Raw genomic sequence first — 14,038 nt, forward strand, 5'->3', positions numbered from 1 at the left:
GATCAGGCAAGAAATCGGTGGGATTGTGCTATCAGTAGCGAAAATCCGCTCCCTAGAATGCAAGCTTGCATTTCCACATGAGCGGAGAGTACGGAATGATCACACTGAATATCAATGGCACGACGACACGCGTTGACGTCGCCGCCGACACCCCATTGTTGTGGGTGCTGCGCGACAAGCTGCAGCTGACCGGCACCAAATACGGTTGCGGCATGGGCTTGTGCGGCGCCTGCACGGCGCACCTGGACGGCACGCCGATCCGCTCCTGCAGCACGCCCGTTTCGGCCGCTGTCGGGAAAAAGATCGTCACCATCGAAGGCGTCGACCGCGCGCGCATCGGCAAGGTCGTGCAGGAAGCCTGGAAAAAGCTGGACGTGGTGCAGTGCGGCTACTGCCAGTCCGGCCAGATCATGAGCGCTGTCGCCCTGCTGGAAGGCAATCGCAAGCCATCGGACGCTGATATCGATGCAGCCATGGCCGGCAACATCTGCCGCTGCGCCACCTATGTGCGCATCCGCGCCGCCATCCACGAAGCCGCACAGGAGCTGGCATGAACATCACTTCCCCTCGCATTGAAAATGGCAGCCGCCGCGACTTCCTGCGCAGCGCCGTGCAGGCTGCCGCCGGCCTGACGCTGGCGATTTACCTGCCCGGTACGCAAGCCGCAACCGCTGCCGCCGCAGCACCGGAATTCGAGCCGAATGCCTTTGTCCGCATTGGCACGGACGGCACGGTCACCGTCATCGCCAAGCACGTTGAAATGGGCCAGGGCGCCTACACCGGCCTGGCGACGCTGGTCGCGGAAGAACTTGACGCAGCCTGGTCTCAGGTGCGCGTGGAAGGCGCACCCGCCGACGCGCGCCGCTACAACAACCTGGCGTTCGGCCCGGTCCAGGGCACTGGCGGCAGTACCGCCATGGCCAACTCCTGGGAACAGATGCGCAAAGCCGGCGCCAGCGCGCGTGCCATGCTGGTCTCGGCCGCCGCCGCGCAATGGAAAGTCCCCGCCGGCGAGATCCGCGTCAGCGAAGGCATCGTCAGCCACGGCGCGCGCAAGGCCGGCTTCGGTGAGCTGGCGCCCGCTGCGGCACTGTTGCCGGTGCCGGCCGACGTGCCGCTGAAATCGCCCGAAAACTTCAAGCTGATCGGCAAGCACGTGCCCCGCAAGGACAGCGCGGACAAGGTCAATGGCCGCGCCCAATTTACCCAGGACGTGCACCTGCCCGGCATGCTGACCGCCGTAGTCGCCCGCCCGCCGCGCTTTGGCGCCACGGTCAGGTCTTTTGACGCGCGCAAGGCAAGGGCCGTCAAGGGCGTGGTCAACGTGGTGCAGATTCCGACCGGCGTGGCCGTCCTGGCGCATGACACCTGGAGCGCAAAAAAAGGCCGCGACGCGCTCAAGATCGACTGGGATGAATCCCGTGCCTTCAAGCTGGGCAGCGAGGAAATCTTCGCGCAGTACCGCGCGCTGGCGCAGCAGCCTGGCCTGGTTGCCCATAATTCCGGCGACGCCGAGACTGTCCTCTCCCGCCCGGGCCGTGTGCTGCGCGCAGCCTACGACTTCCCCTATCTTGCACATGCGGCGATGGAGCCCTTGAATTGCGTCGTGCGCATCGGCGAAGGCGAGTGCGAGCTGTGGTATGGCGCCCAGTTCCAGTCCATCGACCAGCCGTCCGTCGCCGCCCTGCTTGGCCTGCCGCCGGAAAAAGTGAAGATCAACATGCTCTATGCCGGCGGCAGCTTCGGCCGCCGCGCCAGCAAGGACGCGGACTACGTGCTGGAGGCGGTGCAGATCGCCAGGGCCAGCAAGTCCCGCGCCCCGATCAAGATGGTCTGGCTGCGCGAGGACGACATGAGAGCCGGCTACTACCGCCCTGCCTTCCACCATGCGCTGGAAGCCTCGCTGGGTGAAGATGGACGCCCGACGGCCTGGCGCCACCGCCTGGTCGGCCAGTCGATCCTGACCGGCACGGCATTCAGCGGCATGGTCAAGGATGGCATTGACGCGGTGTCGGTCGAGGGCGCGTCCAACCTGCCGTATGGCATTCCCGCCATGCGCGTCGAGCTGCACTCGCCGTCCGATATCGGGCTTCCGGTGCTCTGGTGGCGTTCGGTCGGCTCGACCCACACCGCTTACTCCACCGAGACCTTTATCGACGAACTGGCCACCAGCTCGGGGCAGGACCCGCTTACCTACCGGCTTGCGCTGCTCGGCAAGCATCCTCGCCACGCCGGCGTGCTGAAACTCGCAGCAGAAAAGGCTGGCTGGGGCCAGCCGCTGCCAGCAGGCGCGACCGGCACCCGGCGCGGACGCGGCATCGCTGTTCATGAATCTTTCGGCAGCTTCGTCGCCGAAGTGGCTGAAGTGACCGTGAATGCCGATGGCAGCTTCAGTGTCGACCGCGTTGTGTGCGCCGTGGACTGCGGCATGGTCGTCAATCCCGACGTGGTGCGCGCGCAGGCCGAAGGCGGCGTCGGCTTCGCGCTGTCGGCGGCGCTGCATGGCGCCATCACGCTGAAGGACGGCGCGGTGGAGCAGTCCAACTTCCACGACTACGCGCCTATCCGTATCAACGAAATGCCCAAGGTGGAAGTGCATATCGTCCCCTCGGCCGAGAAGCCGACCGGCATCGGTGAACCGGGCGTGCCGCCGCTGGCGCCAGCACTGGCGAACGCGCTGGCCGCGGCAACCGGCAAGCGGGTGCGCAGCCTGCCGATCCGCACAGAGGAGCTGAAGGCCTGATGGAGAGCGTTGACCTGCAGGTGCTGGAAGCCGCCCGCCGCTGGGCGGCTGAAGGACGGCGCTACGCATTGATCAGCGTGGCGCATACCTGGGGCTCGGCGCCCCGTCCCGCCGGCTCCTGGCTGGCGATACGCGACGACGGCATGGCGGTCGGCTCGGTGTCCGGTGGCTGCGTCGAGGACGACATCATCGCCCGCATGCGCGCGGGCCGCCTTGGAGAGCGCCTGCCGTTCAGTCTTGACTACGGCGTCACGCAGGACGAGGCAGCGCGCTTTGGCCTGCCTTGCGGCGGCGCGCTGCAACTGGTGGTCGAACCGCAGCCGGATGCTGCGCAGCTGGACGAACTGGCCCGGCGCCTGGAGCGCGGCGAGCTGGCCGTACGCGAAGTGGACCTGGCGCGCGGCACCACCAGCCTGGCCGCCGCGCGCCGCGGCGATGCCTTGAGCTGGGACGGCCGGCGCCTGCACACAGTCCATGGCCCGCAATGGCGGCTGTTCATCGTCGGCGCCGGCCAGATTTCCTATTACCTTGCCCAGATGGCGCAAGCCCTGGACTACGACATCACGGTATGCGAACCGCGCGACGAGTATGGCGCCGAATGGCGTGTGGCGGGCACCAGGCTGCTCACCGCCATGCCCGATGACGCCTTCCTGTCCATGCAGGCGGACTCGCGCTGCGCCGTCGTCGCGCTGACACACGACCCGAAGCTGGACGACATGCTGCTACTGGAAGCCCTGCGTTCGCCCGCCTTCTATGTCGGCGCGGTCGGCTCCCGCGCCAATGACGCCAGGCGGCGCGAACGGTTGTCGCGCCACTTCGACTTTTCGCCGGAAGAACTGGCTAGGTTGCACGGGCCTATCGGCCTGCCCATCGGCAGCCATACGCCGCCCGAAATCGCCGTCGCCATCGTGGCGGAGATGACCGCCGTTCGCCACGGGGCGCCGATAGCCTTATCGAAGATGCCAAACCAGCCCAAGCTTCTCGAACCCGCGAATTAACCATCCGCCAAAATCGAGATGCTTCGGCTCGTTGATCGCAGAAGCAGGACGCCAGTGATGGTGGCTGTGCAGGCCCTCGCCCAGCAGGAGCAAGGCAAAGAAAATATTGTCGCGCGCCTCGCTATCGCTGCCGGCCACCTTTTGACCAAACAGATGGCCGAAGGAATTGACCGACCAGGTCAACTGGTGCAGCAAGGCGACCCTTGCCGCGCCAGCCCAGAAGACGCACCTGGCCATCTCGCCTTCGCCGCCAAGCAAATATCCGATGGCTCCAGGCAGGACCAGGCCCAGGGCGACGATCGGCCAGTAGTACCTGGACAGGAGCGCGATGCTGCGGTCGGCCAGACAGTCAGGGGCATAGCGCCCCGGCTGCGACACGCGCCCGTAAATCATCCATCCCATGTGGGCATGAAACCAGCCGTGCAGCCGATTCGGAATCGGGCCGTGGTCGGAATACCATGGCGAATGGGGATCGAATTGTTTGTCGGCGAAACGATGGTGGCGCCGATGATCGGCTACCCAGCGCGTGATATCGCCCTGCATCGCCCAGGTCCCAAGCACGCCCAGGCAGACCTTGATAAAGCCACTGGTCTTGAAGGCATGGTGCGTGAAGTAGCGATGCATGCCGATAGCGACGCCCACCACGGTCATGGCAAAGAAGACGGCAAAGACCAGCAAGGTCGTGGCGGTTGGCGCCAACTGCGTTTCGTTGCCTAACGCTAGCGCAGCCATCAACAGCCAGGGCAGGAAGATGGACGCCAGGTTCAGCCCGCGGTTACCCCAGTTCTCTCTTGAATCTTGCGAGATATACGGTTCCTTCATCGCCGATGCTCGAATTATTTCAACAACAATATACTATTATCAATCTTCCCCTACCGCAACAATGGCTCACGCTCCTGCTCGGCATGCTCGGCTTTGCGCTGCCCTGTGGATGCCCGACTCGCGCCCCTTGGCGTCTATCATTCGACAGCCAGGAGGATCGCAAGGCTGATGAACAACACGGCAGTGCCGCGCTGCAGGATCGCCATCCTTGGACCGGACATGATCCGTGCGCCTGCCGTGGCAGCCAGCAGCACGTAGCTCAGGTGCGCGACCAGGGTACACGCGACAAAGGTCAGGCTAAGCAACAGGAAGCGCGCCAGCTCTATCTCGCCCGGCGGCATAAATTGTGGGAACACTGCGGCAAAGAACAGGATCGCCTTGGGGTTGCTGCAAGCGACCAGCATTCCGCGCCGGAACACCGCGCCGCGGCTGCTGCCTTCTGGCGCGCTTGCCAGGGCCGCCGCCCCAACCTGCCCCGCATTGCGCCATTGCTTGACGCCCAGCCAGGCGAGATAAGCGGCACCGCCCAGCTTCAGGGCGGAAAAAGCCGCAGGCCAGGCCTTGCACAAGACACCCATGCCGCCGACCGCCACACAGGCGACCAGGAATACCCCGACGGCGTTGCCGGCGGAGCTGTACGCGGTTCGGCGTGCGCCCAAGGTCAGTGTGGTGGAAACCGCCAATAGCACGGCAGGGCCTGGGCTGAAGGTGGCGGCAAGGGCCATGGCGAGGAACGCCAGCCAGAGGGAGAAAGTCATGGTCGTCATGCCGCCAGTATCCGTCCTGCAGTCGGGATTAAAAATACCGTAAAATTTACAACATCTTTAACTCATGATTAACAATGCATGGACAAGATGCGCAGCATGGAGGTTTTTGTTCGCGTGGTCGATGCCGGTAGCTTCAGTGCCGCCGCCCGCACTCTCGACATGTCGACCGTGATGGTCAGCAAGCACATTGCCGCCCTCGAACAGCTGGTCGGCGCGCGCCTGCTGCACCGGACCACGCGCAGCCAAAGTCTGAGTGAAATCGGCCAGCAATACGCCGAGCAATGCCGGCATATCCTGCAGCTGGTGCACGCTGCGGAGAGCGGTGCCCTCGCCATGCGCACGGTCCCGCGCGGTACGCTCAAGATCAGCGCGCCGGCGGCGTTCGGCAGCCGCTGCCTGGCCCCGGCCATGGCGGAATACCTGGAATCCAATCCTGAGGTCAACCTCGAGCTCGACCTCTCCAACCGCTTGTCCGACCTGGTGGAAGAAGGCCTGGACGCCGCGATCCGCATTGGTCCCTTGAAGGACTCCACCCTGGTCGCCCGACCGCTGACGTCTTTGCAGATGATGGTCTGCGCCGCACCAGCCTACCTGGCGCGCCACGGCACGCCCCGCACGCCCGGCGAACTGTCGCAGCACCGCTGCCTGGACTTCTCGCACTGGCGCCATGATGCGCGCTGGCGTCTCGGACAGCTCGGCACGGAAGAAAGCACCTCACCCCATTGCCGCATGCGCTCGAACAACGGCGAAGCTTTGCGCCTGGCGGCAGTCGCAGGCCTTGGCCTGGTGATGCAGGCCGACGCCGTCCTGGCCGACGAAATAGCCGCCGGCCGGCTGGTTCCCATCTTGCGCGCATACTGGCCGACGCCACGCCCGATGCACCTGATCTATCCGCGCGACCGGCAATCGACGCCCAAGTTGGCCAGCTTTGTGGAGTTCGTGGTGCAGCGCTTTGGCGCGGCAGCGGCCCTCAGAGAAAAGGCCAGCTAAGGATCCCTTTGGCGTGCAGTACCGGGCGCAGCACCAGGTATCCCACCGCCGAGCCGATTGCCAGCACGCTGCGGGCATCGCCCATGGCAGCGAGGAACACACCGCCAACGGTCATGGCGGCCACCAGCACCATCAACCAGACTTCAATACTGGCGAAAAAAGGCGCAGCCCGACGCCACGTGGCCATCATCAGCTTGAATGCTTCCCGGGGAGTCTTGACTGGCTTTTGCATGAAATTCCACCAACTGTGCCAATTGCACAAAAATCGAGGCCGCAAACGAAAAATCCCCGCCGAGGCGAGGACTTTTCATTCTTTTGGAGGCGAGGGCCGGAATCGAACCGGCGTACACGGCTTTGCAGGCCGCTGCATAACCACTTTGCTACCCCGCCGTAAGGCTGGAAGAAATAACCGGCGAGGCCTGGTTCTTTCTAAGAATTCTGGAGCGGGAAAAGAGTCTCGAACTCTCGACCTCAACCTTGGCAAGGTTGCGCTCTACCAACTGAGCTATTCCCGCATGGGTTTGAAAAACTTGGAGCGGGAGAAGAGTCTCGAACTCTCGACCTCAACCTTGGCAAGGTTGCGCTCTACCAACTGAGCTACTCCCGCATGGAGTTATTTCATTTTACTACTGCTGCTCCAGTGAACTGGAGCGGGAGAAGAGTCTCGAACTCTCGACCTCAACCTTGGCAAGGTTGCGCTCTACCAACTGAGCTACTCCCGCATTTCAGAGGAACCGCATTATCGCAGAAACATTCTCATATTTCCAGTGCGATTATTACTGCTTCGTTACCGCTTTGTTGCCGATGACTTTTTGGAGCGGGAGAAGAGTCTCGAACTCTCGACCTCAACCTTGGCAAGGTTGCGCTCTACCAACTGAGCTACTCCCGCTTCGCATCGCTGCGTCGTCATCAACAGCAGGCCAGTATTATAGATGATCCAATGACGCTGTCAAGGGGCAATATTGTTATTTACGATAAGTTGCCCGACCGTTCCTTGATCATGGGCCACGCCTTTTTCAGGTAATAGAACATGGACCATACGGTCAGCACGCTGGCCAGCCACAGCAGCAGGTCGCCCCAGAAGCGGGTATCGATCGCGCCCCACAGCACGTCGTAGTACAGCAGCATCGGGATGGCGCTCATTTGCGCCGCCGTCTTGATCTTGCCGATCGAACTGACCGCCACCGATTTGGAGGCGCCAATCTGCGCCATCCACTCGCGCAGCGCGGAAATCGTGATTTCGCGGCCAATGATGATGAAGGCGACAATCGGGTGGCAACGGCCGCCGTCCAGGTTAAGCAGCACCAGCAACGCGCCCGCCACCATCAGCTTGTCGGCCACGGGGTCGAGGAAGGCGCCGAAGGCCGAGGTCTGCTGCCAGCGGCGGGCCAGGAAGCCGTCGAACCAGTCGGTGACGGCGGCAACGATGAAAATCAGGGTGGCGGCCAGATTGCGTTCGTGCGGAGTAAGCCAGGTGACGGGGAGGTAGAACACACCTACGACCAGGGGAATCAGCGCGACACGCAACCAGGTCAGAAGGATCGGGATGTTGAAAGGCATATGCGGTGTATAAGAATTGTAATGACGCGCCGCTAGTGTATAACGGCGGCGCGATCAAAGCCAATTTGGCTGCGAAAACCGGTAAACCTGGGTACGCCCCAAAGGGTCGGCCCCTGTCTGCGCTGCGGTCAAGGGGATGGGGCGAGGCCTTTGACTTTCTCAGAACGTCAAAGGCCCAGAACCAACCCCGCGACAGTTTTACCGGTTTTAATGGAGCTGCCGGTAGATTTCTTCGGCCAGGGTAACTGAGATACCCTCCACCGATTTCAAGTCCTCGATGCTGGCGTTCATCACGCCTTTCAGCCCGCCAAAGCGGGACAGCAGCTTCTGCCGGCGCTTGGCGCCAATGCCTTCGATCTCCTCCAGGCGCGAGGTCTGGCGGGCCTTGGCGCGCTTGGCACGCATGCCGGTGATGGCAAAACGGTGCGCTTCGTCGCGGATCATGGCCACCAGCATCAGGGCCGCGGACTCCTTGCCCAGTTCCTGCGGCTCGCGGCCGTCGACGAAGACCAGTGTCTCCAGGCCGACGCGCCTGCCCTCGCCTTTCGCCACGCCGACGATCAGGCTGATGTCCAGCCCCAGCTCGACAAACACCTGGCGCGCCATTTCAACCTGCCCCTTGCCGCCGTCGATCAGCACCACGTCCGGCATGACGCCGTCGCCGGCCGCCACTTTTTCGTAGCGGCGCGTCAGCACCTGGCGCATGGCGGCGTAATCGTCGCCCGGCGTGATGTCGTTGATGTTGTAGCGGCGGTACTCGCCGTTCTGCATCTGGTGATGGTGGAACACCACGCAGGACGCTTGCGTCGCCTCGCCGGCCGTGTGCGAAATGTCGAAGCACTCCACGCGCAGGGTGTCGAGGTCTTCGTTTTCCAGCCCGAGCACTTCGGCCAGGGCACGGGTGCGGGCCTGCTGCGAGCCCTGCTCGGACAGCAGCCGCGCCAGCGATATCTCGGCGCCTTTCTGCGCCAGTTCCTGCCACTGGCGGCGCTGGCCTTGCGGCTGGAATACAAGGTGGATGCGGTGTCCGCACTGTTCCTGCAGCGCCAGGATCAGTTCCGGCTGGTCGAATTCGATATTCAGGATCAGTGTGCCGGGAATCGACTTCTCGGTGTAATGCTGCACCAGGAAAGCGGCCAGCACTTCCTGTTCGATCGGGCGTTCGGCCACGACCTCGGCATCCATCACATGGGTCGGGAAGTAGGCCCGGTCACCCAGGTGGCGGCCGCCGCGCACCATCGCCAGGTTGACGCAGGCACGGCCGCCCTGCACCACCACGGCCAGGATATCCACGTCCTGGTCGCCGGTGGTTTCCATCGACTGCTGGTGCAACACCTTCGACAGCGACTGGATACGGTTGCGCACCACGGCCGCCTGCTCGAATTTGAGATCGGTGGCGTAGGCGAGCATCTTCTGCTCCAGTTCCTCCAGCACCTCCGTCTGCCGGCCGCGCAGGAAGCGCGCGGCGTTGTTGACGTCATTGCGGTAATCCTCCACCGCGATCAAGCCCACGCAGGGTGCGCTGCAGCGCCCGATCTGGTGCAGCAGGCAGGGACGCGTGCGGTTCATGTACACGCTGTCTTCGCAGGTGCGCAACATGAAAACCTTTTGCAGGATCTGCATCGATTCCTTCACCGCCCACGAGGAAGGGAAAGGGCCGAAATACTGGTGCTTGCGATCGACCGCGCCGCGGTAGTACACCATGCGCGGCACGTCGCCGCCGGTGATCTTCAGGTAGGGATAGCTCTTATCGTCGCGGAACAGGATGTTGTAGCGCGGCTGCAAAGCCTTGATCAGGTTGTTTTCCAGGATCAGGGCCTCGGCTTCGCTGCGCGTTACCGTGGTTTCCAGGCGCGCGATACGCTCGACCATCAACGCAATGCGCGGGCTCGAAAGATTCTTCTGGAAATAGCTCGACACGCGCTTTTTCAGGTCGCGCGCCTTGCCCACGTAGAGCACCTTGTCTTCGGCATCGAAGTAGCGGTACACGCCAGGCAGGTTTGGCAGCTTGGCAACGGTGGCCAGCACCTGTTCGCGCGGGTCTGGGGTTTCTTCAGTCATTCGCTCGTTCGACGATCGCATAGGCGACCGCGTAATCCTCTTCATCGCTCACGGAGATATGGGCGACCAGCGCGTTCTGCAACATGAATTCGCGCAGCGCGCCGCTGCAGGCCATGTACGGCTTGCCTAAATCATCATTGAGCAGCTGCGCGGCATGCCAGGTCATCGGCGGGCGCAGGCCCAGGCCAAGGGCCTTCGAGAAAGCTTCCTTGGCTGCAAAGCGGGTCGCCGCATAGCGCACGCCGCGCAGCGGACTGCGGGCGCAACGCTCCTGGTAAACCGCGAATTCTTCAGGACCGAGGATCTTGCGCGCAAAGCGCTCGCCGCTGCGTTCCAGCGCGGCGGCAATGCGGGGAACTTTGCTGACGTCCGTCCCGATCCCGTAGATCATTTTGCGCCCAGGCGGGTCGACACCATGATGGCCTTCATTTCGCGCACGGCATTTTCCCAGCCGGCGAAGATCGAGTGCGCCACGATGGCGTGGCCGATATTCAGCTCCGCGATTTCCGGAATGGCGGCAATGGCCTGAACGTTGGTGTAATGCAGGCCATGGCCGGCATTGACCTTCAAGCCGTTTTGCACGCCCCAACGCACGCCGTCCCTGACGCGCTGCAGTTCGCGCGCCTGCGCTTCGCCTTCCGCATCGGCATAAGCGCCGGTGTGCAGTTCGATCACCGGCGCGCCGACTGCGGCGGCAGCCTTGATCTGCTCTTCATCGGCGTCGATGAACAGGGACACACGAATGCCCTCCCCTTGCAGCTGTTTCACGGCGGCCTCGACTTCCTTGTGGAAGCGCACCACGTCCAGCCCGCCCTCGGTGGTGATTTCGCTGCGCTTTTCCGGCACCAGGCAGACGTCGGCCGGCTTGATGCGGCAGGCGAAGTCGATCATCTCCTGGGTCACGGCCGCTTCCAGGTTCATGCGCGTCACCAGTTGCGGCGCCAGCGCAATCACGTCGGCATCCTTGATGTGGCGGCGGTCTTCGCGCAGGTGCAGGGTAATGCAATCGGCGCCGGCCTGTTCGGCCAGCAGCGCCGCGCGGATCGGGTCCGGGTACACGGTGCCGCGCGCATTGCGCAGCGTGGCGACGTGGTCGATATTCACGCCAAGGTCGATGATAGTGCCGGATGGTGACAGGAAGCTCATGTTCTTTTCTTAAAGTTGCAGCAAATCGATCAATATCTGGCGCGTTTTCAATGGCGCGCCGCCAAGGTGCCAGGACAACAGGTAGCGCATCAGCTGCTTGCTTTGCGCCTGCGTGGCCGGGTCGCTGTAATCTTCGCGCTCGATATCGAGCAGCGTCTTGCCGGCGACACGCGGGGCCGAGTCCTCCTCGCGCTCCGGGCGCGGCCCGCGATCCGGGTCCACCACATAATGTACATCGGCCAGCACTTTCGTGCGCGAGACGGTGCAGCGCGTCAGGTCAGCCGCCACGCCGGTCTCCTTCAGCAGCGCCATTTCGAACTTGCGCAGCACGATCGGCGCCGGTTCATTATGGGCCAGCTGGTTAAGCGTGGAGACGTAGTGGTCGAACAGCTTCGCATGCGCGTCGTCGCGTGCGGTCAGCTTGACCAGCAGTTCATTCAGGTAGAAGCCGCACAGCAGCGCGGTCTTTTCGAGAGGCAGCATGCCGCCGACCCAGTCGGCATCGGTCAGCGTGCGCAATTCGTTCTTGCCGGTCCAGCCGGTCGTCAGCGGCTGGAAGGTTTGCAGCACCCCGCGCAGCTGCGAATGCGGACGCTTGGCGCCCTTGGCGATCAATGCCACGCGCCCGAAATCACGCGTGAACAGCTCGACGATGAGCGAAGTTTCCTTGTACGGGTAGCTATGCAGCACAAAGGCCGGCTGCCCCGTCACGCGGGTGCCGACAGTACGCTGCTGCGCCGGCGCACGGCGTTTCTGCGCCGGCGGGACCGGTACGGCCGCGCTCGTGTCCCGGGTGGGGTCAGACCCCAAATGAGACACAGGCTCGGCTGTCAGGACAGGCATTATTCGTAGCCGTATGCGCGCAGGCCGGCTTCGTTGTCGGCCCAGCCGGATTTCACTTTCACCCAGATCTCGAGGTAGACCGGGCCGCCAAACAGTTTTTCCATGTCCTGGCGGGCCTGGGTGCTGACTTCTTTCAGGCGCGCGCCCTTGTTACCGATGATCATGGACTTGTGGCTGTCTCGCTCGACCAGGATGGCGGCGAAGATGCGGCGCAAATTGCCTTCCTGCTCGAACTTCTCGATCAGCACCGTGCTGGTATAAGGCAGCTCGTCGCCCACGAAGCGGAACAGCTTTTCGCGCACGATCTCCGAGGCCAGGAATTTCTCGCTGCGGTCGGTGATATCGTCTTCGCCGAAGATCGGCTCATTTTCCGGCAAGTGCTTCTTGATCTCGTTCTGCAGGCCATCGAGCTGGAAGCGCAGCTTGGCGCTCACCGGCACGATCGCCGTGAACTGGAACTTTTCGGCGATCTGCTGCGCGAACGGCATCAGGACCGCCTTGTCCCTCACGCGGTCCGACTTGTTGATCACCAGGATCACCGGCACGTTCTTCGGCAGCAAGTCCATCACTTGCTGGTCCGCCTGGCCGAAGGTGCCCGCCTCCACGATGTACAGGATCAGGTCCGACGATTCCAGCGTATTCGTCACCGTCTTGTTCAGCGTCTTGTTCAGCGCATTCGAATGGCGGGTCTGGAAGCCGGGCGTATCGACGTAAATGAATTGCGCGTCGCTGACAGTCTGGATGCCGGTGATGCGGTGGCGCGTGGTCTGCGCCTTGCGCGAAGTGATGCTGACCTTGGCGCCGATCAGCGTATTCATCAGGGTCGACTTGCCAACGTTCGGGCGGCCGACAATGGCGATGTAACCGCAGCGGAAGCCGGCGGGAGTGGGTGCACTAGTCATGATGCAAACTCAATTCAGTTATTGTTTGGCGAGCTTCTTGTCCGCCGCCGTTTCGCCCTGGACCGTGGCGATGCCGGCCAGCTTGAGCTGGGCCGAGCGCTGGCGCGGCTTGCGGACGGACGATGGCGCTTTCTTCAGCGCTTCTTCGGCCACTTCCAGCGCCAGCTTGGCCGCAGCCTGCTCGCCGGCGCGGCGGCTGCCGCCACGCCCGAACACCTGGATGCCCAGCTTCGGCACCAGGCACTCGATCTCGAACTCCTGGCTATGCGCGGCGCCATGGGTGGCGACCACGTTGTACAGCGGCAGCGAGATCTTCTTCGACTGCAGGAATTCCTGCAGCAGGGTCTTGGCATCCTTGCCCAGCGTCTGCGGGTCGACCGAATCGAGGATCGGGATGTAGAAGGCGCGGATCACCGCTGCTGCCTGGTCGAAACTGCCGTCCAGGTAGATGGCGCCCAGCAAGGCTTCCAGCGTATCGGCCAGGATCGACGGGCGGCGGAAGCCGCCCGACTTCAGTTCGCCTTCGCCCAGGCGCAGGAACTGCGATAGTTCCAGTTTCTGGGCGATTTCGAACAGCGATTGCTGCTTGACCAGGTTGGCGCGCACGCGCGACAGGTCGCCCTCGTCGAGGGAGTTGAAACGTTCGTACAAGATGGAGGCGACCACGCAGTTCAGGATCGAGTCGCCGAGGAATTCCAGCCGTTCGTTATGCAAACTGCTGTGGCTACGGTGCGTCAGGGCCTGCTGGAGCAATCCAGCATCCTGGAACGTGTAGCCCAACCTGGTTTGCAATAACTGTAAATTCATCACTTATTATTCAACCTTCTTCTTTGCGCCAGCCTTTGCTGTCGTGCCCTCATATTCCAACAGGATACTAGCCGGGCCAACCAAGGGAATCTTTTTCTCATACGCAAAGCTGATATCGAAATCAGTGCCATTGCGCTCGAGCATCAAGTCATGCGAGGTAATCGATGTGATATAGCCCGTTTCGGCACTCTTGGAGAAAGATCCCTGGATTGCCTGGATATTGTCGCCGCCATCCTTCTTGGCACGCTCGATCGCGCCCAGGATGGCGCGGTACTCGATGTAGGTCGGCAGGATTTGCGCAGCAATCAGGCCGATGCCGGCCAGGATTGCAATACCAAAAATCAGGCCAATCAGGCTGATACCACGTTCACGCTGCTTGCGCATAAGTTCTACTCTCCT

At 62.8% G+C, this 14,038-nt stretch carries 15 protein-coding genes and 5 tRNA genes; 4 read left to right on the forward strand and 16 right to left on the reverse strand.

The features are described from left to right. The first annotated feature begins 95 nt into the window (after positions 1 to 95). Genes ACN9MZ_RS19565 through ACN9MZ_RS19575 form a run of 3 tightly spaced genes read left to right on the forward strand, consistent with a single transcriptional unit; the run spans position 96 to position 3,741 of the window. On the forward strand, positions 96 to 554 hold the full coding sequence (locus ACN9MZ_RS19565; protein WP_426338618.1) for a (2Fe-2S)-binding protein: 459 nt from the start codon (positions 96 to 98) through the stop codon (positions 552 to 554). Next, positions 551 to 2,743 carry a molybdopterin cofactor-binding domain-containing protein gene (locus ACN9MZ_RS19570; RefSeq protein ID WP_426338619.1) on the forward strand — a complete coding sequence of 731 codons (2,193 nt, stop codon included), beginning with the start codon at positions 551 to 553 and terminating at the stop codon, positions 2,741 to 2,743. Before ACN9MZ_RS19565 ends, ACN9MZ_RS19570 begins: the two co-directional genes overlap by 4 nt. Continuing rightward, a complete protein-coding gene (locus tag ACN9MZ_RS19575) occupies positions 2,743 to 3,741 on the forward strand; it encodes an XdhC family protein (RefSeq protein ID WP_426338620.1) in 999 nt (332 codons plus the stop codon). Before ACN9MZ_RS19570 ends, ACN9MZ_RS19575 begins: the two co-directional genes overlap by 1 nt. Here ACN9MZ_RS19575 and ACN9MZ_RS19580 read toward each other — a convergent pair. Further along, entirely contained in the window at positions 3,694 to 4,563 is an 870-nt protein-coding gene (locus ACN9MZ_RS19580) for an acyl-CoA desaturase (protein ID WP_426338621.1), read from the reverse strand. The two genes, ACN9MZ_RS19575 and ACN9MZ_RS19580, sit on opposite strands and share 48 nt — an antisense overlap. 137 nt (positions 4,564 to 4,700) lie before the next feature. Beyond that, a complete protein-coding gene (locus tag ACN9MZ_RS19585) occupies positions 4,701 to 5,330 on the reverse strand; it encodes a LysE family translocator (protein WP_426338622.1) in 630 nt (209 codons plus the stop codon). A gap of 78 nt (positions 5,331 to 5,408) precedes the next feature. Between ACN9MZ_RS19585 and ACN9MZ_RS19590 the strand changes: the two genes are divergently transcribed. Further along, the gene (locus ACN9MZ_RS19590) at positions 5,409 to 6,320 is read left to right on the forward strand and encodes a LysR family transcriptional regulator (protein ID WP_426338623.1); all 912 of its coding nucleotides are present in this window, start codon (positions 5,409 to 5,411) and stop codon (positions 6,318 to 6,320) included. On the opposite strand, the gene ACN9MZ_RS19595 is transcribed toward ACN9MZ_RS19590, so the two are convergent. The 14 genes from ACN9MZ_RS19595 to ACN9MZ_RS19660 all read right to left on the reverse strand — a co-directional run bounded on the left by ACN9MZ_RS19595 (position 6,301) and on the right by ACN9MZ_RS19660 (position 14,023). Then, on the reverse strand, positions 6,301 to 6,552 hold the full coding sequence (locus ACN9MZ_RS19595; protein ID WP_426338624.1) for a hypothetical protein: 252 nt from the start codon (positions 6,550 to 6,552) through the stop codon (positions 6,301 to 6,303). The genes ACN9MZ_RS19590 and ACN9MZ_RS19595 overlap by 20 nt on opposite strands. A gap of 84 nt (positions 6,553 to 6,636) precedes the next feature. Beyond that, positions 6,637 to 6,710 (reverse strand) — tRNA-Cys (locus ACN9MZ_RS19600). A 49-nt stretch (positions 6,711 to 6,759) separates the two neighbouring features. Next, positions 6,760 to 6,835: transfer RNA gene (locus ACN9MZ_RS19605), tRNA-Gly, on the reverse strand. A 16-nt stretch (positions 6,836 to 6,851) separates the two neighbouring features. Next, positions 6,852 to 6,927 (reverse strand) — tRNA-Gly (locus ACN9MZ_RS19610). 39 nt (positions 6,928 to 6,966) lie between these two features. Further along, a tRNA-Gly gene (locus ACN9MZ_RS19615) sits at positions 6,967 to 7,042 on the reverse strand. A 91-nt stretch (positions 7,043 to 7,133) separates the two neighbouring features. Beyond that, positions 7,134 to 7,209: transfer RNA gene (locus ACN9MZ_RS19620), tRNA-Gly, on the reverse strand. Between the two features lie 80 nt (positions 7,210 to 7,289). Beyond that, positions 7,290 to 7,880 carry a CDP-diacylglycerol--glycerol-3-phosphate 3-phosphatidyltransferase gene (pgsA, locus tag ACN9MZ_RS19625; protein WP_426338625.1) on the reverse strand — a complete coding sequence of 197 codons (591 nt, stop codon included), beginning with the start codon at positions 7,878 to 7,880 and terminating at the stop codon, positions 7,290 to 7,292. Positions 7,881 to 8,087: 207 nt separating this feature from the next. Then, complete coding sequence (gene uvrC, locus ACN9MZ_RS19630; RefSeq protein WP_426338626.1) at positions 8,088 to 9,941, reverse strand: excinuclease ABC subunit UvrC; 1,854 nt, start codon at positions 9,939 to 9,941, stop codon at positions 8,088 to 8,090. Continuing rightward, positions 9,934 to 10,332 (reverse strand): holo-ACP synthase, encoded by a 399-nt coding sequence (acpS, locus tag ACN9MZ_RS19635; RefSeq protein WP_426338627.1) that lies wholly within the window; start codon positions 10,330 to 10,332, stop codon positions 9,934 to 9,936. Before acpS ends, uvrC begins: the two co-directional genes overlap by 8 nt. Continuing rightward, complete coding sequence (gene pdxJ / locus ACN9MZ_RS19640; RefSeq protein ID WP_426338628.1) at positions 10,329 to 11,087, reverse strand: pyridoxine 5'-phosphate synthase; 759 nt, start codon at positions 11,085 to 11,087, stop codon at positions 10,329 to 10,331. Before pdxJ ends, acpS begins: the two co-directional genes overlap by 4 nt. 9 nt (positions 11,088 to 11,096) lie before the next feature. Further along, on the reverse strand, positions 11,097 to 11,930 hold the full coding sequence (recO, locus tag ACN9MZ_RS19645) for a DNA repair protein RecO (RefSeq protein WP_426338629.1): 834 nt from the start codon (positions 11,928 to 11,930) through the stop codon (positions 11,097 to 11,099). Then, entirely contained in the window at positions 11,930 to 12,832 is a 903-nt protein-coding gene (era, locus tag ACN9MZ_RS19650; protein WP_426338630.1) for a GTPase Era, read from the reverse strand. The genes recO and era overlap by 1 nt, the downstream gene beginning before the upstream one ends. 18 nt (positions 12,833 to 12,850) lie before the next feature. After that, the gene (gene rnc / locus ACN9MZ_RS19655; protein WP_426338631.1) at positions 12,851 to 13,639 is read right to left on the reverse strand and encodes a ribonuclease III; all 789 of its coding nucleotides are present in this window, start codon (positions 13,637 to 13,639) and stop codon (positions 12,851 to 12,853) included. 6 nt (positions 13,640 to 13,645) lie between these two features. After that, positions 13,646 to 14,023: a DUF4845 domain-containing protein gene (locus ACN9MZ_RS19660; RefSeq protein WP_426338632.1), complete on the reverse strand. Its 378-nt coding sequence runs from the start codon at positions 14,021 to 14,023 to the stop codon at positions 13,646 to 13,648. Positions 14,024 to 14,038 lie beyond the last annotated feature (15 nt).

Origin of the sequence: Pseudoduganella sp. S-14 (assembly GCF_049913285.1) — a bacterium.
In the GTDB taxonomy this organism is placed as follows: domain Bacteria; phylum Pseudomonadota; class Gammaproteobacteria; order Burkholderiales; family Burkholderiaceae_D; genus Rugamonas.

What these genes read in the sequence shown, in the direction of transcription:
- ACN9MZ_RS19565 (WP_426338618.1), top strand. Translation starts at nt 96, where the DNA reads ATGATCACACTGAATATCAATGGCACGACGACACGCGTTGACGTCGCC.
- ACN9MZ_RS19570 (WP_426338619.1), top strand. Translation starts at nt 551, where the DNA reads ATGAACATCACTTCCCCTCGCATTGAAAATGGCAGCCGCCGCGACTTC.
- ACN9MZ_RS19575 (WP_426338620.1), top strand. Translation starts at nt 2,743, where the DNA reads ATGGAGAGCGTTGACCTGCAGGTGCTGGAAGCCGCCCGCCGCTGGGCG.
- ACN9MZ_RS19580 (WP_426338621.1), bottom strand. Translation starts at nt 4,563, where the DNA reads ATGAAGGAACCGTATATCTCGCAAGATTCAAGAGAGAACTGGGGTAAC.
- ACN9MZ_RS19585 (WP_426338622.1), bottom strand. Translation starts at nt 5,330, where the DNA reads ATGACGACCATGACTTTCTCCCTCTGGCTGGCGTTCCTCGCCATGGCC.
- ACN9MZ_RS19590 (WP_426338623.1), top strand. Translation starts at nt 5,409, where the DNA reads ATGGACAAGATGCGCAGCATGGAGGTTTTTGTTCGCGTGGTCGATGCC.
- ACN9MZ_RS19595 (WP_426338624.1), bottom strand. Translation starts at nt 6,552, where the DNA reads ATGCAAAAGCCAGTCAAGACTCCCCGGGAAGCATTCAAGCTGATGATG.
- pgsA (WP_426338625.1), bottom strand. Translation starts at nt 7,880, where the DNA reads ATGCCTTTCAACATCCCGATCCTTCTGACCTGGTTGCGTGTCGCGCTG.
- uvrC (WP_426338626.1), bottom strand. Translation starts at nt 9,941, where the DNA reads ATGACTGAAGAAACCCCAGACCCGCGCGAACAGGTGCTGGCCACCGTT.
- acpS (WP_426338627.1), bottom strand. Translation starts at nt 10,332, where the DNA reads ATGATCTACGGGATCGGGACGGACGTCAGCAAAGTTCCCCGCATTGCC.
- pdxJ (WP_426338628.1), bottom strand. Translation starts at nt 11,087, where the DNA reads ATGAGCTTCCTGTCACCATCCGGCACTATCATCGACCTTGGCGTGAAT.
- recO (WP_426338629.1), bottom strand. Translation starts at nt 11,930, where the DNA reads ATGCCTGTCCTGACAGCCGAGCCTGTGTCTCATTTGGGGTCTGACCCC.
- era (WP_426338630.1), bottom strand. Translation starts at nt 12,832, where the DNA reads ATGACTAGTGCACCCACTCCCGCCGGCTTCCGCTGCGGTTACATCGCC.
- rnc (WP_426338631.1), bottom strand. Translation starts at nt 13,639, where the DNA reads ATGAATTTACAGTTATTGCAAACCAGGTTGGGCTACACGTTCCAGGAT.
- ACN9MZ_RS19660 (WP_426338632.1), bottom strand. Translation starts at nt 14,023, where the DNA reads ATGCGCAAGCAGCGTGAACGTGGTATCAGCCTGATTGGCCTGATTTTT.